Origin of the sequence: Paenibacillus xylanilyticus (assembly GCF_013359935.1) — a bacterium.
In the GTDB taxonomy this organism is placed as follows: domain Bacteria; phylum Bacillota; class Bacilli; order Paenibacillales; family Paenibacillaceae; genus Paenibacillus; species Paenibacillus xylanilyticus.
Genome location: NZ_JABMCB010000190.1, coordinates 565,169 through 587,383, shown reverse-complemented (window position 1 = coordinate 587,383; position 22,215 = coordinate 565,169). Strand labels below are relative to the sequence as shown.

Below are 22,215 nucleotides of genomic sequence, written 5' to 3'. Positions count from 1 at the left end.
TTTAAACATTTGATTTCTAGACGTATTTGTGGTAATTTTAGAAAAGTGAATTCACGGTTTACACAGGGACGGTGTGTAACCAATAAAAACTCAATTAGAACAAGGAGTATTGGGGAATTACACAGTATGCGTTCTTCAATACTGCCATTTTAACGTGAATCAAGGCTCTTAGGAGTGATTGGTTTAACGATAGGAAAGGACTGAAAAGCATGAGCTTCAAGCAAAGAGAAGGCGGAGACAACGATAAAAGACCGGCTCGCCGTGGCGGCCGTAACAAACGTCGTAAAGTGTGCTTCTTCACAGCTAACAAAATTACTCACATCGATTATAAAGATACGGACTTGCTTCGTAAATTTATCAGCGAACGTGGAAAAATTTTGCCACGCCGTGTAACAGGTACTAGCGCTAAATATCAACGCATGCTGACGATTGCGATCAAACGCTCCCGTCAAATCGCATTGCTGCCATACACAACTGAGTAGTCTTACTCAGCTTGCATACGAAGCAGCCGGCTTATCGCCGGCTGCTTTTTTGTGTATAGATAAATAAAGAATTAGTGAACAGGTTGCTTATGCTTATATTCATGGCAAGTTCAAACTGGTGGGAGATAAGCAATTGGGATGCAAATGATTTATAATAGATTATATTATAGACTTGAGCAAAGTATGATGTGAATCATTTTTTCTATTTATAATAGTCAAACACCAGGAGTGGCATATGAACAAAACCAAAAGAAAAGAGCAGCAGAAGCGAAAGAAGAGTTTGCGTTTGTGGCTTATAGCTACTCTGCTGCTTTCGATTTTATATGTGTGGCTGCAACAAAAAGAAAGCACGTACGAGATCTGGCCAGAACATATTCAAGATGTTACACCAATTACAGGTCTCCACCCGGTAGTAGCAGAGAGCGAGGAGCTATTGGTACGTAAAGCAGCCCGACGTGGTATAGAAGTCGTCATTACCCATGGTTATCGGAGTATAGAAGAGCAGGATGAGTTATTCAACCAAGGTCGTTCTAACGCTGGAAATATAGTTACCAATGCTCGAGGCGGAGAGTCCTATCACAACTATGGATTGGCAATTGATTTTGCACTTCGTACGCCAGATGGTGATGTCGTATGGGATATGGAACGTGATGATAACGGGAATAGTCAAGCAGACTGGAGAGAAGTCGTCGATATGGCCAAGGAGCTGGGTTTTACGTGGGGAGGAGATTGGGCTAACTTTCCGGATTATCCTCATTTGCAAATGGATTTTGGTTTAAGCATAAATGAACTGAAGCGTGGGAAGCGCCCACCTGAATCGCCTTAGTAATTATAATTAAAATACAATAAAATGTATAAATATTGGTTAAGTCCTGCATTTTGCAGGGCTTTTTTCATTCTTATGTAAAAAAAATGATAAAAGATTACAATTAGTCCTTTACAGCAGCAAATAAATAAATCTATACTATAATAACTAGAATTTTAACACGGACTTAATGAATAGCATAAATCTAATCGGATAGACATAAATTTGCTTAAATGACACCTGACATAAATGAGACAATGAAACCGTCGTTTTTATCACAAACTTAACATCAGAATTTATAAAAAAACAATTATCTAACATATCAATAACCAGGTGATGTAATATTAATGTCATATTAATTAAACCCAGTTATCTTCCAATCCAAAACCTCACGTAGATCACATCTAAATAAGCTCGAAATTCCTTTGATATCTACCCTTAAAACATAACTAATATCCAAAACTGTGTTATAAAAAACATTTATACCAAAAATCTCAAAATAATCATTGACGTCACCTAAATTTACACGTATGATTACATTAATTATTTTGCAGTATAATCCCGCTAGGAATTATCAACATTAATTGACCAATGGTCTAAATAACAATGTCGAAGCTCGTTTCTCCTAATGAATTGGTATTTTGTATAAACTTTTGTTCGTTATCTTCAAGAACATGGAAATATGCAGTGGATGCATTCTTATATATGAATACAGTCTGCGGAAATTATGGGGTTAGGGTGATTGATTTGAACACAGAGCTATTGGAAGTCAGAAATCTAACTACATCATTCAGAATTGAAGATGACTATTATGCAGCCGTTGATCACGTTAACCTTACGGTTAAGAAGAATGAAGTATTAGCGATTGTTGGAGAATCGGGATCGGGCAAAAGTGCATTTGCATTTTCAATTATGGGCCTGCACAACAAAGCCAAAATCGACGGACAGATTCTATATAAAGGACAGGATATAGCCAATATATCTCCTACCAAATTAAACAAGCTCCGCGGTAAAGAAATGGGAATGATTTTCCAGGACCCCCTTTCCGCATTAAATCCTCTGATGGTGATTGGTGAACAGATCGATGAGATTCTCACACTCCATCAACCCAAGCTATCTTCAAGAGAGAAGAAGGACAAAGTAATAAACCTGCTTAATCAAGTAGGGATTCCACGTCCTGAACAAATCTATAAGCAGTACCCTCACGAACTATCTGGTGGTATGAGACAGCGGGTGGTAATCGCAATCGCGATCGCTAATAAACCGGAGTTACTGATCGCTGATGAACCAACAACAGCACTTGATGTGACCATTCAACTTCAGATTCTCGAACTTATCCGGGATTTGAAGAATGAGATTAATGCCGGAATCATCCTGATTACGCATGATCTGGGAGTGGTCGCCGAGATGGCAGATCGCGTGGCCGTCATGTATGCAGGTGAAATTGTTGAAATTGCTGATATCTACACTCTAATGACCAACGCGAAGCATCCATACACAAGATCTCTATTAAACTCTATTCCTACCATTACTGAAGAAAAATCGAAGCTGCATGTCATTCAAGGCATCGTCCCTTCATTAAAAAATCTTCCTCGCAAAGGGTGCCGATTCAAGGCCCGAATTCCATGGATCAATGATTCGGCCCATGAAGAGAACCCACAGATGCATGAAATTGCTCCAGGTCACTTTGTACGTTGTACCTGTTACCAGCACTTTCATTTCCCTGATCAAGCTGAGGAGGAATAACATAATGGCACTACTCGAAGTTGAAGGACTTAAAATACACTTTCCAATTCGCGGTGGATTGATCAAGCGTGAAATTGGCAATATCAAGGCAGTCGATGATGTGAGTTTTTCCATTGAGCAGGGGCAGACCTACGGTCTTGTTGGTGAGTCAGGTTCAGGCAAAACGACGACAGGGAGAGCCGTCATTGGTCTGAACCATGTGACAGCTGGAAGAATTCTTTTCAACGGCAAGGATCTTGCCAAAGAGCGGCGTAAAGACAGACAGCTCCAGCGCGATGTACAAATGATCTTCCAGGACCCTTACTCTTCCCTCAATCCCAAGAAAAGGGTTATCGACATTATTGCCGAACCTCTCCGCAACTATGAGCGGCTGACAGCTGCGGAAGAGAAGAGACAAGTCAGGGATCTGCTTGAAAAGGTAGGGCTGAGTCCCGAGTCGATCTATAAATATCCGCATGAATTTTCTGGCGGACAACGGCAGCGGATCGGAATAGCCCGTGCCATTGCATTGAAGCCGAAACTGATTATTGCAGATGAGCCGGTATCCGCTCTGGATGTATCCGTACAGGCGCAGGTACTTAATTTCATGCAGGAGATTCAAAAGGAATTAAACCTCACCTATCTGTTCATCAGCCACGATCTAGGAATAATCAGGCATATGTGTGATCAGATCGGAATCATGTATAAAGGTCGCTACGTAGAGCAAGGAACGACCGATGATATTTTTGAGAATCCACAACATATCTATACCAAGCGTCTCATAGCAGCTATTCCGGATATGGATCCAACCAAACGTGACGAAATGAATGCTTTTCGTCAGATGGTCAAATCCGAGTACGAGAATTCATACCGAAACTTCTTTGATGAGGAAGGGCTTGCTTACTCGCTCAAATCCATTTCCGATACTCACCGAGTAGCTCTACCTCAGAAAGGTTGAAGAAAATGTGGAATATAATACTACGAAGAATCATGATTATGATCCCTCAGATCTTTTTGTTAAGTCTTTTGGTATTCCTGATGGCCAAGGCGATGCCAGGTGACGCGCTAACTGGCTTGCTTGACCCAAGCATTGATCCTAAAGCTCTGGACGAACAGAGAGAACGACTTGGACTTAACAATCCATGGTATGTACAGTATTGGGACTGGATCAGAAATGCAGCACAAGGCGACTTCGGGCAATCTTTCCGATTTAAAATGCCGGTTATGGACTTGATTGGTCAACGAATCTCAAATACATTCTGGCTGGCTTTTGCAACACTTGTGTTCACATACTTGATCGCGATTCCACTAGGCATTATCAGTGGTCGTTACAATGATACATGGTCTGACCGTTTAATCACGGGGTACACCTATCTAGGTTTTGCAGCTCCTTTATTTATTTTTGCACTCGTTATGTTATGGATTTTTGGGTTCCACTTCGGATTATTCCCGACTGGAGGTAGCGTAGCACCTGGACTTACACCAGGAACATTTAGTTACGTTGCAAGCAAGTTCTATCATTTGTTATTGCCGGCCTTATCCATGGCGTTGATTGCTACAGTATCAACTGTTCAATACTTGCGTAGCGAAATCATCGATATTAAACACAAAGAATTTGTTCTCACTGCGCGAGCCAAGGGTGCCTCGGAATCACGAGTTTACAATAAGCATATTTTAAGAAACTCCCTACTTCCGATCGCCGCATTCTTCGGTTATGAGATTACGGGACTTATCGGAGGTACCATTATTATTGAGAGTATATTCAGTTATCCGGGCATGGGGCAGCTGTTTCTTAACTCAATCTCTCTGCGGGATTTCAGTGTTGTGACCGCGCTTGTCCTGATATTTGGTATAGCTACAATTCTGGGCTCGCTGTTATCTGACATTATTCTTGGATTGGTAGATCCGCGTATACGGATCAAGTAAGAACTTGAAGACTTCGGGGTGAATAAAGATGAGCAAGGCCAATGATGTCGTTATAACTTCACAGAAGATTGATAAGAGCCCCTCTAGCTTGAGTATCTTATGGAGGGAGCTAGTCCGAGATAAAGTGGCGCTAATTTCCCTCATATTTTTGGGATTAGTTTTAGTACTAGTCTACGGAACTGCTTTGGTCCTAGACCAGGACGAAATTGTTAAAGTGGATCTATTCGCCTTGTATGAGCCGCCTTCCGCACAATATTGGTTAGGAACAGACTACGGGGGACGAGATGTGTTCGGACAACTAGTCATAGGTACTCGGAACTCGTTATCCATTGCCTTTCTTGTTACGCTAATGACAGGTTTCTTGGGAATCTTGATTGGTGTACTGTCCGGTTACTTCGGAGGAGTGATTGATAATATATTCATGCGTATTGTGGATTTCTTCATGGTTCTTCCGTTCATGATGATCGTTATTGCGTTTGTTACAGCAGTACCCAAATATAATATTACTTCGTTCTCGCTAATCATGACTGCTTTCCTATGGATGGGAATTGCCAGGTTGATTAGGTCTAAGGCATTACAGGAGCGCGAACTAGAATATGTAAAAGCTTCAAAAACGTTGGGTTCTTCCCATCTCAAAATCATGCTTTCACAGGTTCTTCCTAATCTTAGTTCCATCATCATCGTAACGATGACATTGAACCTTGCTGCCAATATTGGCCTTGAATCCGGGTTGTCTTTCTTGGGATTTGGTTTCCCCGAAAGCACACCAAGTCTTGGAACACTCGTAAGCTATGCACGTAATCCGCAAACCCTGGAATCCAGATGGTGGATATGGCTACCTGCGTCAGTACTTATTCTGGTATTGATGTTGAGTATAAATAATGTCGGTCAAGCCCTGAAGCGTGCGACTGATGCAAGACAAAGAAGAGGTTAGAAAAGGGAGGAAAGGTTCATGAAAAAGAGATTTTTTTCACGGGGACTATTTTTCACGATGATGTTGGTCTTCGTACTGGCGCTTGCGGCGTGCTCGGAGAAAGAGGCAGCAACACCAACGCCTTCTACGAACACAGGGGACACTAAGACAGAGGAAAAACCCGCTAATGAAGAGGGCGTATATTCCATCGACGACTTCAACAATGTTAAAACCAATGAAGGGACTGCCATTGAAGGTGGATCCATTACATTCGGACTTGTATCAGATACTGCTTTTGAAGGCACACTGAATTACAATTTTTACTCGGGCGATCCGGACGTGCAAGTTCTGGGCTGGTTTGACGAAGGTTTGCTGACTTGGGATAAAGACTATGTATATACCAATGATGGTGCAGCTACGTATGAAACATCGGAAGATGGCAAAACGTTCACGCTGACCATTCGTGATAATGTAAATTGGCACGATGGCAAGCCGGTAACGGCTGAAGATTTGCAGTTTGCTTATGAAGTAATTGGTAACAAGGCTTATGATGGTCCTCGTTACGACTCCAACTTCACAAGTGTAGTAGGTATGGATGAATACCACGCTGGTAAAGCAAAAACGATCTCCGGTATTAAAGTACTGAGCGAGAAACAAATCAGCATTACGTATAAAGAATCTACACCGTCCCTGTTGACAGGTGGCGTATGGACGTACCCGTTAGCTAAACATATCTTCGGTGATATGGATGTAGCGAAAATGTCCTCTTCCAAAGAAGTGCGTGAAACTCCAATCGGTTTTGGTCCATTTAAAGTGGAAACCATCACTCCAGGTGAGTCTGTGACATTTGTTAAAAATGAAGACTACTGGCGTGGAGCTCCAAAACTGGATAAAGTGACTTTGAAAGTTATCAACCCAACAACGGTTGTTCAAGAATTGAAATCTGGCGGGGTAGACCTCGTAGATGCATTCCCTACAGATCAATATAAAGACAATGCGGATATGTCCAACGTAGAATTCCTGGGTGCAATTGACCGTGCATACACGTACATTGGTTTCAAACTGGGAACATGGGATGAAGCAAATGGAAAAGTTGTAACCAATCCTGATGCAAAAATGGCTGACAAAAACCTGCGTAAAGCCATGTGGATGGCTGTAGATAACGACCAAGTCGGTAAACGTTTCTACAACGGTCTGCGCTGGAACGCAACAACACTGATTCCACCGTCTCACCCTGAATTCCATGATTCCAACAATCCGGGTGTAGCATACGATCCTGAAGCAGCAAAAGCATTGCTTGATGAAGCTGGCTACAAATTGGACGGAGAATTCCGTACCAATCCGGATGGATCACCACTGGAAATCAATTTCGTTTCCATGACAGGTGGCGATACAGCTGAACCACTGGCACGGTATTATGTTCAATCCTGGGCAGCGATCGGTCTGAAGGTTAACCTGGAAATGGTTGAGTTCAACAGCTTCTATGACCGCGTAGGTAACACGGGTAAAGATGACCCTAACATCGATGTGTATCAAGCAGCATGGGGCGTTGGTATTGACGTAGACCCAGCAGGCCTGTATGGTCGCGATGCACTGTATAACTTCTCCAGATTCTCAAGCGAGAAAAATGATGAATTGCTGGCAAAAGGTGTATCTGCTGAAGCATTTGATGTAGAGAAACGTAAAGAGATCTACAATGAATGGCAGCAGTACATGGTTGATGAAGTTCCTGTATTCCCAACACTGTATCGTGCGGTTGTAGCACCAGTGAACAAACGTGTAATGAACTACGCTATTGGGGATGGAACGGGTATCTACCTGAACGATCTGGCTGTTAACGCAGATAAACCAGTAGTGGCTGAGTAATCATAAAATTCTGATTCTATCTTTAAGTGCCTTGTTCTCAAGAAAAGGTTACTTTCAACTCGATTTAGCAATCATAAGGATTGGGGTCCTTTGCGAATGCGGTTGCTAGATCAGCTTGAGTAATCCTACTAGGAATATGATAAAAATGTCTTTCTAACATGGATTCTAAACACTCTGGCATGGGGTGAATAGAATCCATGTTTTTTTGATGACAAAAAAATAAAAAAAATTTAACTTTTTTGCAAAAAAGTGCAGACCAAACGCCTCTTTGATTCGTCTATATCTATAAGAGGTGATTTGTTGATGAGAATATGGTGGAAACGGGCAGGAATCCTGCTGGCTCTGCTGGTCATTATATATGTGGGTGTAAAACCGGACATGCTGATAGGCAAGCCCGGGATCAAGGCAGAATCTGCGGTGCTAATGGATTTAAGTACAGGGAAAATTCTGCTCGATTTTAATGGATCTGAGGAGTTAGCCCCTGCAGGTATCAGTAAATTGATGACAGAGCTGCTTGTTATGGAAGCCGTCATGAATGGCGAGGTACGCTGGGATGACCCTGTCAATGTCAGCCTGTACGCCAGTTCAGTGGGAGGAACTCAACTTGCGTTGAAGGAAGGCGAAAAGTTTACTGTCCAGGAGCTATTCCAGACGATGGCGGTATATTCCGCAAATGACGCAGCAGTTGCGCTTGCAGAGCATATTGGCGGGACGGAACAGTCATTTGTACAGAAGATGAATGAGAAATCATCCGAGATTGGAATGTCACCAGATACGATCTTTACCAATTCAACGGGATTAAGCGAGAATCAGCTGGGTCCCAATCGTCCTGAGGTAATTCAGGGACAGACGACTATGACAGCCACCGATGCGTGCAAGCTTGCACAATATCTGATCGAGAACCACCCCGATATACTGAACGTTTCCAGCCAAACACAGGTGTCCATGCATCAAAAAGGGATCTATATGAGTAACACGAACTGGATGCTATCCTCGATTGGTGGACCATACGCTTACGATGGCAATGATGGGTTGAAGACGGGTTATGATCAAAACACAGGATATCACTTCGTAGGAACAGCAGAACGCGATGGCAAAAGGCTAATTTCGGTCGTATTCGGGACGGAAAGTCGCGAAAGCCGTTTTAATGAAACACGCAAATTGCTCAATTATGGTTTCTCTGGTTCAAATCAATAAATGCTGCAATATTCCCTTTACTGTTAACTTATGGATCATCATGGTAAAATGATTTACGAATAATACCATATTATTCTGTAATTCACTTAAAAGGGGGAATTGATTTTGAACGCAATCCATAAAAAGGTATACGCTTTAACGCTGACCATGGCGATGTCGATCGCTCTGATTCAGCCTGCAGTCCAGGCAGCAGAAGCAAGCAAGCCTACAGCGGCTGTTGCTGAAGCGATAACTTCGAAAGCAACACAGACACTACAGCAACTGGGATACATAGATGGTATAACCGATGGAATGAAGGAATCACAGACACCAATAACGCGTGCTCAAGCTGCCATCATCTTACAACGTGTACTTAAACTTGACGCACCTGCCTCTCTTACAGGCTTTGCCGATGTTCTAGCCCAAGATGAAGCCGCACCAGCAATCTATGCATTAAAGCAGAGTGGCCTCATTCAGGGACAAGCTAAGGGCTATGCTCCCGATGCACCGCTCACCCGTGCACAGCTGGCATCATTGTTTACCCGTGCATTTGAATTGAAGGATAACGGAATTCAGGTTGTATATAGCGATATGAAACAGATTCCCGCGGTACATGCCGAGGACGCGGTCCGTCTCAAGCAGCATTTTATTATTGAAGGCAGCGCATTTAATGCCAAAGCTACCGTAACTCATGGTGAATTTGCCGAAGCACTGTATCTGGCACTTGGACTCGATGTAGCAGCAGAGGGGCTCACACCGCTGGAGGACTTCTTCAAACAGCCTGCTCAGGCTGGATTCCAGATGTCACCGGACGGTAAACATATGGCCTACCTGGAGCCATGGAACAACCGTATGAACGTTGTCGTCAAGGAAAGTGGCGGGTCGGGTAAGCCTATACGGATCACCAATGAGACGGAACGAAGCATTGCTGCCTTTGTGTGGGCGACCGATGATAAATTGCTCTATGTGAAGGATGAGGCGGGAGACGAGAATTATCATATTTTTGTTACCGATATGGATGGCAAGAATAGTAAGGACCTTACGCCATATCCCAATACAAGAGCAATGATGGTAGATCCTTTGGAGAGTATTCCAGATGAGATTCTCGTAGGTATGAACAAACGTGATCCTCGGATTTTCGATGTATACCGCATAAACATCAAGACAGGTGAAGCTGTGCTTGCAGCGGAGAATCCAGGAAATATTTCGGGCTGGCTGACAGATCACGAAGGTAAAATTCGTGTGGCTGTGTCCACTGATGGTAACGTGTCTTCGTTAATGTACCGGGATTCGGAGGATAAACCGTTCGAGCCGCTGCTGACGACAGAGCTTGGAGATACGTTTACTCCGCTGATGTTCACCTATGACAACAAAAATATCTATGCGGCGTCCAACCTGGATCGGGATAAAATAGCTATCGTAGAATTCAGTCCTAGTACGAAGAAAGTAACCAAAACTATATACGAAAACAAAGATGTGGACGTAAGCAGCTTTGTGCCTTCCAAAGAGAAGGGGACGATTCTTGCTGCTGTTTATGAGACAGACAAAGTAAACTACGAATTCTTTGACGATGAGTTCAAAACGTTAATGCAGGATCTTCAAGCCAAAGTCCCCGGCAAGGAAGTTAGCATTTCCAACATGAATGAAGAAGGCCAGGTACTGTTTGCTGCCTATAGTGACAAATCGATGGGCACCTATTATTTCTATGATTCGAAAACAGGTAAACTCGATAAACTGGCTGATGCTGCACCGTGGATTGATGAGAGTAAGATGTCTGACATGAAACCTGTGACCTATACGTCACGTGACGGTTTAACGCTTCATGGTTACCTGACACTGCCTAACGGGGCGGAAGCTTCCGGGTTACCACTCGTTGTTGTTCCACACGGCGGCCCATGGGCTCGGGATTCATGGGGTTTTAGTCCGGAAATCCAATTTCTTGCCAGCCGCGGCTATGCTGTACTGCAGGTGAATTTCCGCGGCTCCACAGGGTACGGCAAAGAGTTTCTGAATGCAGGCAATAAAGAGTGGGGTAAAGCGATGCAGGATGATCTCACTGACGGCGTAAACTGGTTGGTTAAAGAAGGAACAGTCGATCCCGAACGTGTTGCCATTTATGGTGGATCTTATGGTGGTTATGCCGCATTGGCCGGGCTGGCGTTCACACCAGATGTGTATGCTGCTGGAATCAGCTATGTGGGGCCTTCCAATCTGTTCACCTTGCTGGATTCACTTCCGCCATATTGGGAATCCGAGCGCAACATGTTCTATGAACGTATGGGTGATCCAGTGAAAGACAAGGAGCTGCTGACGGCTGCCTCACCACTATTCCACATCGATCAGATGAAAGCCCCGTTGTTCGTCGTACAGGGTGCAAATGACCCACGGGTGAAGCAGGCAGAGTCCGATCAGATCGTGGAAGCACTGCGCGAACGTGGTGTGGATGTGCCTTATATGTTAAAAGCGAACGAAGGCCATGGCTTTGCCAATGTCGAGAATCAGCTTGACTTGTATCGGGCGATTGAGAAATTCCTGAATCGTCATTTGATGCAGTAAGACTAGGCAAGACCAATGTTATCTAAGCAGCTTAGGTTATGTTTGTAATGCTCGGCTGTCCTCCGGTTCGAACAGACTGGGGGACGGCCTTTTATCAATTGTTTAGGCTAAAAGGGAATGTTATATCATATTAATGAATTGACATATGGAATGCATTTGCTTTAAAATGACCAGTGAGTCATTATAGTTCAAAGTTGTTTATATACATGTATTATCCCAACTGTAAGCTGGGCAATTGTGAACGGACCGGGGAGGTAACAGAGATGCAGAAACAAATGAAATGGCCGCTCATTTTATTTGCAATTGGAGTATTTATGGCTGCGCTCGATAATGGCATTATCACGTCATCACTGACGACCCTGAATGCTTCATTTGGGGTGTCACCAACGTGGGGAGCATGGACAATCACCCTCTATACGTTGGGCCTTGCGGTGAGTGTACCGATTGCAGGTAAACTGTCCGACCGTTATGGACGCAAGAAGCTATTTTTAATTGAAGTTGCGTTATTCGGAATAGGCTCCCTGCTTGTCGCACTGAGTCCATCGTTTAGCTTTTTCCTGATTGCGCGTGTCATTCAGGCGCTGGGCGGTGGCGGGATCTTTATCATTGCCAGTTCGTATGTGCTAAGCAAGTTCCCTGCCGAACGTCAGGGCACAGCCTTGGGTCTGCTCGGAGGCATGAATGGGATTGCTGCCATTCTGGGTCCGAACATCGGCGCTTTTATTTTAGATCTTACGGGAAACTGGCACTGGCTATTCCTCATAAATGTGCCAATTGCCATCCTGTTATTTATCGCAGGCATTCGATTCATCCATGAAGAACAGGAGTTGAACCGTGCAGCTGTGGACTGGAGCGGTATTACCGTTCTCACCCTGGGTGTACTCAGTCTGATGTACAGCTTCAGTAATCTGGATGGTGTAGATATGCTGCAAAGTCTCGCTTCACCGATGTTCTATGGTTTCTTTCTGGCAGGTGTGATCATCCTGGTCATCTTTTACTTTCTGGAAAAAAGATTGGAAGGGTCACAGCGTGAACCTGTCGTTTCCACTCAACTTCTTGGCATTGCGTCCTTTCGATGGACGCTGCTGATTGCCTTTTTCTCCGGAGCCATTCTGGCCTCGGTGATCTTCATTCCAGGCTTCGTGGAGCAATATCTCGGTGTATCAAGTACAGCCTCAGGATATTGGTTCACACCGCTTGCTCTGGCTTCAGGAATTGGTGCAGGTGGTGGTGGTTACCTGGTTGATCGCAAAGGGCCCATCTGGACGTTATCCGTCGCTGGTATTCTTTCTGCTATCGGATTCCTGCTGTTTCCGCTATGGGTAGAGCATATTTGGCAGTTCGTCATTGCGAGTATACTTGTGGGAATCGGTTTTGGCATGATGCTGGGGGCACCAGTAAACGTGCTTGTCACGGAACAGGCGGGTGAGAACAACAAAGGAATAGCGGTAGCCACCAGTTCCCTATTTCGCCAAATGGCCATGGCAATTGCGCCTACCATCTTCGCAGGATTTCTCGCCCGCTCGTTCTCCAATTTGGGTTCCAATATTCAGACAGGGCTTGCTGATCAGGGGATTCAGGTACCGCCAGAAGCGCTTCAGCAGTATGCGTCTGGAGCAGGCGGGGCTTCGGGAAGTGATGTCACGAGTCTGACGGAAGGAGTGTCTCAAATTCCCGACTCGGGTATCCGGGATGTGCTTCTCGAGGCCGTTCATCAAACGACGGGGCAAGGCTACAACGGCCTATTCTGGTCTGCCGTTATTTTCAGCGTGCTGACACTGGCAGCTGCCTTGATCACTGGGCGTTTGCGTAAAAGAGAGAGAAACAAAGATTTAAATACAGTATCCACCAATTGACCTGATAAAATAGATATACGTATAATCTGAAGAGAACAGCCTGCCTTTGATCGAGCCAAAAAGGAAGTGCTGTTCTTTTCAATTTAACCGTATTGTAACTTTTCGTCCTGCAGCAATGTTTAAAATAGAACGAGCGTAGCGTTGCTCCTGTCCGAGATAGAGAAAAGTTCAGAGAGCACCGTGTCATAAGCAGTTTCAGACGTTTAATGGTATGTAGTATCGAATTTCATTTTGACAGTGAAGAAGGAATCGATGAATGAAAAGCAGAACTAAAGAAAAGAAGAAGAAAAGAAGAAAAGGCATATATATAACTCTCGTGTCTCTCGTTGTTTTGTTGATTGGAGGGTATTTGTTTCGCCAGCAGCTGGCTGTAGCTGCATTTGATCTGTTCCTGGCAGGCTCCGTAGAGGGTCAGTTGTCGAAGTCATATGTTCCGCAGGAAGGTAATAAAACGCCTGATCCGACTGTTTATCGTAAAGAGCCGTTTTCTGTACTGCTGCTCGGTTCAGACAAACGTGCTTACGAGAAAACACGTGGCCGCTCGGATACGGTGATTTATGCCGTCGTCAGACCAAAGGAATCGCGGGTATTGCTCGTATCCATTCCCCGTGACACTTACGTACAGATTGTTGGACGTGATGCCGACAAGGATGGCGTAGATGATTATGACAAGCTCGCGCATGCCTACGCTTTCGGAGGGGAGAATATGTCCATCAACACGGTGGAGAAGTTCCTCGATGCGGATGTAGGTTACTATGCAACGATTAATTTTGACGGAATTAAAAAGGTTGTTGATGCACTTGGTGGTATCAAGCTGCCGATTGAAGAGGACATCGTGAACAAGGATCCCAATCATGTGCAGTTCACGATTGAAGGCGGAAAGCCGATCTATGACGGCCAGGAAGCCCTGTATTATGTAAGATACCGCGAAGACAGTGATTTTAACCGTACTAAACGGCAGCAGATTTTCCTGAACGCCATGGCGAATGAAATGCTTAGTTTGAATCAGATCACGAAGATCCCGGAATTGATTCAGATCATGGGAGAGAATTTCCAGACGGATATGCAGCCATCTTTTATTACCGATTTGGCCAAACAGGTCATGACTCAGGATAAGCCACAAATTTCGAGCTTCACCATTCTCGGCGAGGGAATGCGGAAAGACGGCATCTATTACGGTCAAGCGGATGAGAAAGATGTCCATTATGCCAAAGAGCTGATTAACAACTGGATGGATCAATCGACCCCAGCCGGTGAAGTCATGATTCCCGACCGGCAAGCGATCGAATAATTAATTCCATACAGGCACTGTGTACATGACAGCAATCAGCAGTACGTTTATGAGCGGGCTGCTGTTTTTTTTCATTGGAAAGGCGATTTCAACCTTTTGGAACATCTTGCGTTTTGATCCGTATAATATAAGTTGAGGCATGACTTGAACGAGAAATACACAAGGAGGATACGTAAGGGTATGAACATCGCATTTTTTTTGCTGCCTAAGCAAGAGGTTACATGTGTAACGTCGGATTCTACTCTGCGGCAAACGTTGGAACGCATGGAATATCACCGATTTACGGCGGTACCCATTTTGAATAAGGAAGGCAAGTATATAGGAACGGTAACCGAAGGTGATCTGCTGTGGTATATGAAGAATGCTGAGGGAAAGATTACATTTGAAAACGCTTCAAAATTTTTACTTAAAGATGTACCCCTTCGCCTCGACATTAAACCGGTTTCCATTGATGCCAACATGGAAGACTTAATCAATCTGGCCAAGGTTCAGAACTTTGTACCTGTAGTTGATGATATGGAACGATTTATCGGGATTGTGCGGCGTAGTCAGATCATCGAGTATTGTGAAGGTATTGTGTCCAAAGAATCCATGAAAGCCAAGTAAGCCCTTTTGAAATGAAATTAAGGTGGAGTGAACGCGGATAATCAGAGCCTCTCAGTATCATGTTAAGCATGAGGAAATGCATAAGAAGAGCGGGCAGGTCCTGCCATGGGGGATGATTTTGTGGACCCCCTTTTTATGCTATAATGGAGAATAAAGCTTTTTCGGGGAGAGTGACTTTCGCCAATATGCCTAAAGAACTGGATGTAGCCAAACGCGCTAAAGTGATTGAATGGCTGAAAACCGAAGTACTTGACCAGGTATCCCGATTGTTCAAAGCATTGTGGGAAGGCAGTACCTCCCGAATCGGGGACAGTCTCGCAAGTCTGATGATGAGTAGTTACATATTGGGCCGCAGGCTCGGTATTCCCTTCAAGGATCTGGATGCATTGTTAATTGAGAAGTTGAAAAAGCACAAATCGGAAGGTCACCAGCTTGAAGACTGGTACCAGGATATATCCGCGCTAGAAGATCATATGCGTAAGAGGTGAATTTGTTGAAATTTAGCTTTAAGTCAGCCGTTTGGAGCGCGGTTTATCTGCTCTTGCTGCTTTCGCTGTTAACTCCTTTATCGGTTCTCGCCATATTTTTCATGATGGTACCCGGCGTTATTTTGTATGCTTCCTTATCTGTGAAATCGTTTATATGGCATCTTGTTCCGGTAGCGGTCATATTAGTTGTGTTTCATCCGATTTATCTATTACTGTTACTGCTGTTTACCCTGCCTGCAATCATTATGGGTAATGCGTATAAGAAAAGGAAATCAGCCTTGTTCGCATTATTGTCGGGTACCGGGGCCATGCTGGCAGAGTACCTGCTGCTCTTACTGATCGGAAGTGTCATCTTCCAATTCGATCTGTCGAGTTACATTGATGATGTGGTTAGGCTTACAATTGAACCACTTTCCAACACGTCCAACCAAATGGTCAATGGGTTTGTTTGGACGCCTGAAATGACTCAGGATGTCGCTAGGCAGACACAGCTCATGATTCCGTTTGCTTTGGTTGTGACATCGATGGTGATGTCGCTTATTACACATGTTATTGCTCGTCCTATTCTGAATGTGATGGGTGTAACCGTATCGAAGCTGCCGCCTGCACGCGAATGGCGTATGCCCCGTGCCCTGATCTGGTATTATTTCCTGGCACTGCTCTTCGAGGTCATCTCCAGACAGAGTGACGGAACGTACTGGACCATGATTGCGATGAATTTGTCGCCCCTGATCAATCTGGGCTTCATGATTCAAGCCATCGGCTTCTTCTTCTTTTTGGCACATGCGAAGAAGTGGAATCCGGTTATACCGTATTTGCTGGCGGTTGCGGTCTTCTTCATTGGGCCGCTTCGGATTATCGGGATTATCGATCTGGCGTTCCCGCTTCGCGAGGCAATATCGAGACCAAAACGATAGGGTGGATCAGTCATGCCTAAATTTCTGAAGAAACGCTGGCACGGCTACTATACCGTATGGGCGTTCATACTGCTGCTTCTGCTTGTTATGTTCGTAACCATCTATAACTGGGCGCTTGGTTTGATTAGTCTGATACTGGCTTCGGCGCTGGGAATCGTCATGATAAAGGCGGAGCTGGCGTTCCGCCGTGAGCTTAACGACTACATTAACGGCCTGTCCATTCGGATCAAGCGAATGGAGGGGGAAGCGATCAGCATGCTCCCGTTCGGGATTGTGCTGTACAGCGAGGATCGTACGGTAGAGTGGCATAACCGCTTCGTCGGGGAAATGTTTCAGGAAAAGACAATGGTGGGCAATCCGCTGCAGAATCTTTTCCCAAAACTTCCTCAGCCCAAAGAAAAAAAAGATGGAACCAAGGAACCGGCCAAGGAGCTTCATGACGAGTTCCAGTTGGATGACCGGTTCTATGGCGTTATCCATAATCCGCAGGAGCGGTATGTATATGTTTACGAGATCACGGAGCTCGCAATTTTGCGCGACAAATATGAAAATGAACGCATTGCACTGGGTATTCTTGTGCTGGATAACCTGGACGAGGCAGCACAAGGGATGGATGATCAGCAGCGGACTGCGCTTATCGCGCGTGTAACGAGCGAGATTACCTCCTGGGCGAAAAGATATGAAGTATATTTACGCCGTCTGTCTTCGGACCGCTATCTGATGATGCTGAATCATAAGTCGCTGCAGGAGCTGGAACAGAGCCGTTTTGTCATTCTGGATGAAGTGCGGGAAATGACGGCAGATCTCAAAGTTCCAATGACCCTAAGTATAGGACTCGCATTTGGCTCGGATACCATCAGTGAGATGGGAGAGCTGGCACAGTCGAGTTTGGATATGGCGCTTGGACGCGGTGGCGATCAGGCTGCTGTGAAGTCGGGGCAGCGCCTGTCCTTCTATGGTGGGAAATCCAATGCCGTGGAGAAACGCACACGGGTTAGAGCACGGGTTATCGCCCACGCTTTGCGTGATTTGATGCAGGAGAGCGATCGAGTGCTTATCATGGGACATAAGATGCCTGATATGGACGCGATCGGAGCCTCCATCGGGGTATGGAAGGCTGCCAGCTTATACAATGTAGAGGCACGCATTGTGCTTGATGGACCCAACCCGTCCATTGAACGAATGATGGAACAGGTGAACAAGGATGAGAAATTATCCAAAGCCTTTGTGTCACCCGAGCAGGCGACCCAGATGATGACCGAGCATACGTTGCTTGTTGTCGTGGATACCCATAAGGCCTCGATGACCATGGAGCCAAAGCTTGTGCAATCGGCGACTCGCGTTGTGGTGGTGGATCACCATCGCCGCGGGGAAGAATTTATTAACGATGCAGTATTGATTTATTTGGAGCCGTACGCTTCTTCTGCGGCAGAGCTTGTGACTGAGCTCCTGCAGTATATTCATGACAAGGTACAATTTACTCCGCTTGAAGCAACGGCTTTGCTTGCCGGGATTACCGTGGATACGAAGCATTTTGCACTGCATACCGGATCGAGGACATTTGAGGCTGCAGGATTCCTGCGTCGCAGTGGTGCAGACACCATAATGATCCAGCGTCTCATGAAAGAAGATTTGTCAGAATATATTGCTAAGGCAGAAATCATAAAGCATGCTAAAATGGTATACGGGAACATTGCGCTGGCGGTCACGGACCCTGGCAGCAAGATTTCACAGATGATGATCGCCCAGGTGGCGGACACATTGCTGAACATGACGGATGTTGTCGCTTCGTTTGTCATTAGCGAGAGACTGGATGGACTGATTGGCATCAGCGCGAGATCGCTGGGGCGCATGAATGTTCAGGTCGTCATGGAACGACTGGGTGGCGGCGGACATTTAACCAATGCTGCCGTACAGTTGGAAGGAACGCTTGGAGAGGCAGAAAAACGGCTGATGAACGTACTGGCTGAAATCGAAAAGGAAGAGGGGCTGTTCGAATGAAAGTCATTTTTATAAAAGATGTAAAAGGTCAAGGTAAAAAAGGACAAGTGAAGGAAGTATCCGAGGGATACGCACAGAATTTCCTTCTGCCACGGGGAATGGCACGTCCGGCTACGGATGGCAACATGAAGACGCTGGACAACCAGAATGCGGCTGAAGAGAGACGCAAGCAGGAAGAGAAAGCAGAAGCGGAAGCCCTCGGCAAAAAGCTGGAAGCAGAAGTGACTGAACTGAAAGCAAAATCCGGCGAAGGCGGCCGACTGTTCGGTGCAATCACAAGCAAACAAATTGCGGAGGCTCTGGCAGCAAAAGGGCTGAAAGTGGACAAACGCAAAATTGAGCTGGACGAGCCTATTCGTACACTCGGCGTAACACAAGTAACCGTCAAGGTTCACCCTGAAGTGAAGGCTACCTTGAAGGTACAGGTAACGGAGGAGTAAGATGGGCGGCGAAATGTTATTCGACCGGATTCCCCCACAGAACCTGGAAGCCGAACAGGCAGTGCTGGGTGCAATCCTGTTGCAGGGCGAGGCCCTGATTACAGCGATGGAACGGGTGCAAACCGAGGATTTCTATGATAAGCCCCATCAATTAATCTTTGAAGCGATGATTCAGCTTGGAGAGGAAAATCAGCCGATTGACCTCGTCACGCTGACTTCGCGTCTGAAGGATAAAGGCGAGCTGGAGGACATCGGCGGCGTCAGTTATTTGGCGAAGCTGGCTCATGGTGTACCGACAGCTGCCAACGTGGATTATTACGCACAGATTATTGAAGAGAAATCAATGCTGCGGCGTTTGATCCGTACAGCTACACAGATCGTCAGCGAAGGATATACAGGCGGCGAAGATGTTGCAGCCATGCTTGGTGAAGCTGAGCGTCGTATTCTGGAGATCTCCAACCGACGTTCCAGTAGCGGTTTTATTGCCATTCAGGATGTACTGATGGAAGTATTCGATCGTGTGGAGACACTGCATCAGAACAGGGGCACTACAACGGGTATTCCGTCCGGGTTTATCGATCTGGACAAGATGACGGCCGGATTCCAGCGGAGTGACTTGATCATTGTAGCTGCACGTCCGTCTGTAGGGAAGACTGCCTTCGCCCTGAATATCGCCCAGAACGTAGCCATTCGGGCACAGGAGACTGTTGCGATATTCAGTCTGGAGATGTCAGCCGCGCAGCTTGTTCAGCGTATGATCTGTGCAGAGGCCAATCTGGATGCGGGTGTCATGCGGATGGGTGATTTCAAAGGGGATGAAGATTGGCAGAAGCTGACGATGGGCATTGCGGCCCTGAACGAAGCGAACATTTTCATCGATGATACGCCAGGGATTACGGTAGCGGATATCCGTGCCAAATGCCGTCGTCTCAAGAAAGAAAAAGGCCTTGGCATGATACTGATTGATTACCTCCAACTGATCAGTGGTCGTGGCAAAGCGGGCGAGAACCGTCAGCAGGAAGTATCGGAAATCTCGCGTACACTGAAACAGATTGGCCGGGAACTGGAAGTTCCGGTTATTGCCCTGTCACAGCTGAGCCGGGGTGTAGAGCAGCGTCAGGATAAACGTCCGATGATGAGTGACTTGCGGGAATCGGGTTCGATCGAGCAAGATGCCGATATCGTAGCGTTCCTGTACCGGGATGACTACTATAACCAGGAAACCGAGAAGAAAAATATTATCGAGATTATTATCGCCAAACAGCGTAATGGTCCGGTAGGCACGGTTGAGCTGGTGTTCCTCAAAAACTTCAATAAGTTCGTTAACTATGAGAGGGCGCATAATGATGCCTTTGCTATGTAAAAGATAGATTCAATATCTTTTGTTAGATCGTAGAGAAGAATTTGCTATCATCAATAACTAGTTGATATAGACTTATAAATAGGTTGGAAATACGATATATGGAGCCTGAGCTCCAATCGTGCAATCAAACCGGGGTTAGCCGTCAAGCAAGATTTGATGGCTGCGCCGGTTTTTTGCGCCGAAATATGGGGTCAATTCCGAACATTAGAGTATGGCTATTACCAATTGTTCGCCATTTCATTTGACTTTGAAAAAGGGGACTGGTACACTAGAACTGCTGCGTTAAAGCAGCGAAAACCTTCCTTTCAATGTAACACGGGGGGAGATTTTCACTGTCCGTTAGCACGCTTCTCCGCCGGTATTTTCACTTCAAATTCCTGCCGAGATAGAGGACGGACAGACCAATACAAAGGTGCGCAAGGCACCCACGGAGGTATGTACGATGTCAACGGTAGTTGTAGTGGGAACGCAATGGGGAGACGAAGGTAAAGGTAAGATTACGGATTATTTGGCTGAAAGCGCCGACGTGGTCGCTCGTTACCAAGGTGGTAATAACGCAGGACACACGATTCTGATCGACAACAAAAAATACAAACTGACGATGATTCCATCGGGTATCTTCTACACGGATAAAGCTTGTGTAATCGGTAACGGTATGGTTATCAACCCGAAGGCACTTATTGAAGAAATTAACTATATTCATGATAATGACTTTACAACGAAAAACCTATCCATCAGTGAACGTGCGCATATTATCCTGCCATACCACATGGTTTTGGATGCACTGGAAGAAGAGAGCAAAGGTCCGAACAAAATCGGTACAACCGGCAAAGGCATTGGCCCGGCTTACATGGACAAATCGGCTCGGACAGGCATCCGGATGGTTGACCTTCTTGATGCGGATGAGTTCGAACTGAAACTGCGTCATCTGGTAAAAGAAAAGAACCGCATCATCGAGCAAGTTTATGGCGGTGAGCCTGTAGATGTAGAGGAAATTCTGAAAGATTACCTGGGATATGCGGAAATTCTGCGTCCTTACGTACGTGATACTTCGGTTGTACTCAACGATTACATTGATGAGGACAAAAAGGTATTGTTTGAGGGTGCACAAGGTGTGATGTTGGACCTGGACCAAGGAACGTATCCATATGTTACTTCATCGAACCCATCTGCAGGTGGTGTATGTATCGGCTCCGGCGTAGGCCCTGCTCGTATTCAGCAAGTCATCGGGGTAGCGAAAGCTTACACAACACGTGTAGGAGACGGCCCATTCCCAACCGAGCTGCATGATGCAGTAGGTGACCAAATCCGTGAGACAGGACATGAGTACGGTACGGTAACCGGACGTCCGCGTCGTGTTGGTTGGTTTGACAGTGTTGTTGTTCGTCATGCTCGTCGTGTCAGCGGAATTACGGGATTGTCCCTGAACTCGCTGGACGTTATGACGGGTCTTGAAACGGTGAAAATTTGCACAGGATACAAATACCGCGGAGAGATTATCACACACTACCCGGCTAGTCTGAAAATGCTGGCTGAATGTGAAGCGGTATACGAAGAGATGCCTGGCTGGAGCGAAGATATCACTGGAGCGAAGAAACTCGAAGATCTGCCTGTGAACACACAGAACTATGTGAAACGTGTTTCCGAGCTGACAGGCATTCCCATCGCCATCTTCTCCGTAGGTCGTAACCGTGAGCAAACGAATCAAGTTCTTCCAATTTACGTGTAATGTAGAGTGAATTCATAGAACCCCAGTTGTCGACTGAATAGCGATGACTGGGGTTTTTCGCATATTTCCTGATAT

18 protein-coding genes are annotated in these 22,215 nt (G+C 45.7%); all 18 read left to right on the top strand.

Annotated elements, in window-relative coordinates; all coding sequences use genetic code 11:
* Positions 1–209: 209 nt before the first annotated feature.
* The 18 genes from rpsR to HP552_RS19480 all read left to right on the top strand — a co-directional run bounded on the left by rpsR (position 210) and on the right by HP552_RS19480 (position 22,140).
* Positions 210–482 carry a 30S ribosomal protein S18 gene (gene rpsR / locus HP552_RS19565; protein ID WP_062327715.1) on the top strand — a complete coding sequence of 91 codons (273 nt, stop codon included), beginning with the start codon at positions 210–212 and terminating at the stop codon, positions 480–482.
* Positions 483–717: 235 nt separating this feature from the next.
* Complete coding sequence (locus HP552_RS19560) at positions 718–1,308, top strand: M15 family metallopeptidase (RefSeq protein WP_175397055.1); 591 nt, start codon at positions 718–720, stop codon at positions 1,306–1,308.
* 726 nt (positions 1,309–2,034) lie between these two features.
* The gene (locus HP552_RS19555) at positions 2,035–3,033 is read left to right on the top strand and encodes an ABC transporter ATP-binding protein (protein ID WP_175397054.1); all 999 of its coding nucleotides are present in this window, start codon (positions 2,035–2,037) and stop codon (positions 3,031–3,033) included.
* Positions 3,034–3,037: 4 nt separating this feature from the next.
* Positions 3,038–3,970, top strand: coding sequence for an ABC transporter ATP-binding protein (locus HP552_RS19550; RefSeq protein WP_217506480.1), 933 nt, complete (start codon positions 3,038–3,040; stop codon positions 3,968–3,970).
* A 5-nt stretch (positions 3,971–3,975) separates the two neighbouring features.
* Positions 3,976–4,938: an oligopeptide ABC transporter permease gene (gene opp4B, locus HP552_RS19545; protein WP_175397053.1), complete on the top strand. Its 963-nt coding sequence runs from the start codon at positions 3,976–3,978 to the stop codon at positions 4,936–4,938.
* Positions 4,939–4,966: 28 nt separating this feature from the next.
* Positions 4,967–5,872: an ABC transporter permease gene (locus HP552_RS19540; RefSeq protein WP_175397052.1), complete on the top strand. Its 906-nt coding sequence runs from the start codon at positions 4,967–4,969 to the stop codon at positions 5,870–5,872.
* An 18-nt stretch (positions 5,873–5,890) separates the two neighbouring features.
* On the top strand, positions 5,891–7,717 hold the full coding sequence (locus tag HP552_RS19535) for an oligopeptide ABC transporter substrate-binding protein (RefSeq protein WP_175397051.1): 1,827 nt from the start codon (positions 5,891–5,893) through the stop codon (positions 7,715–7,717).
* 303 nt (positions 7,718–8,020) lie between these two features.
* A complete protein-coding gene (locus HP552_RS19530; protein WP_246310958.1) occupies positions 8,021–8,914 on the top strand; it encodes a D-alanyl-D-alanine carboxypeptidase family protein in 894 nt (297 codons plus the stop codon).
* A 105-nt stretch (positions 8,915–9,019) separates the two neighbouring features.
* Positions 9,020–11,449: a S9 family peptidase gene (locus HP552_RS19525; protein ID WP_175397049.1), complete on the top strand. Its 2,430-nt coding sequence runs from the start codon at positions 9,020–9,022 to the stop codon at positions 11,447–11,449.
* A 263-nt stretch (positions 11,450–11,712) separates the two neighbouring features.
* On the top strand, positions 11,713–13,305 hold the full coding sequence (locus HP552_RS19520) for an MFS transporter (RefSeq protein WP_175397048.1): 1,593 nt from the start codon (positions 11,713–11,715) through the stop codon (positions 13,303–13,305).
* Between the two features lie 256 nt (positions 13,306–13,561).
* Positions 13,562–14,596, top strand: a complete 1,035-nt coding sequence (locus HP552_RS19515; RefSeq protein ID WP_175397047.1) for an LCP family protein — start codon at positions 13,562–13,564, stop codon at positions 14,594–14,596.
* A gap of 180 nt (positions 14,597–14,776) precedes the next feature.
* Entirely contained in the window at positions 14,777–15,202 is a 426-nt protein-coding gene (locus HP552_RS19510; RefSeq protein ID WP_153980486.1) for a CBS domain-containing protein, read from the top strand.
* Positions 15,203–15,387: 185 nt separating this feature from the next.
* Positions 15,388–15,690 (top strand): MazG-like family protein, encoded by a 303-nt coding sequence (locus HP552_RS19505; protein ID WP_175397097.1) that lies wholly within the window; start codon positions 15,388–15,390, stop codon positions 15,688–15,690.
* A gap of 5 nt (positions 15,691–15,695) precedes the next feature.
* Positions 15,696–16,607 carry a DUF2232 domain-containing protein gene (locus HP552_RS19500; protein ID WP_175397046.1) on the top strand — a complete coding sequence of 304 codons (912 nt, stop codon included), beginning with the start codon at positions 15,696–15,698 and terminating at the stop codon, positions 16,605–16,607.
* A 12-nt stretch (positions 16,608–16,619) separates the two neighbouring features.
* Positions 16,620–18,608 carry a DHH family phosphoesterase gene (locus HP552_RS19495; RefSeq protein WP_175397045.1) on the top strand — a complete coding sequence of 663 codons (1,989 nt, stop codon included), beginning with the start codon at positions 16,620–16,622 and terminating at the stop codon, positions 18,606–18,608.
* A complete protein-coding gene (gene rplI / locus HP552_RS19490) occupies positions 18,605–19,048 on the top strand; it encodes a 50S ribosomal protein L9 (protein ID WP_175397044.1) in 444 nt (147 codons plus the stop codon). Before HP552_RS19495 ends, rplI begins: the two co-directional genes overlap by 4 nt.
* A 1-nt stretch (position 19,049) precedes the next feature.
* Entirely contained in the window at positions 19,050–20,411 is a 1,362-nt protein-coding gene (dnaB, locus tag HP552_RS19485; protein ID WP_175397043.1) for a replicative DNA helicase, read from the top strand.
* 442 nt (positions 20,412–20,853) lie between these two features.
* Entirely contained in the window at positions 20,854–22,140 is a 1,287-nt protein-coding gene (locus tag HP552_RS19480) for an adenylosuccinate synthase (protein ID WP_175397042.1), read from the top strand.
* The last annotated feature ends 75 nt before the right edge of the window (positions 22,141–22,215 follow it).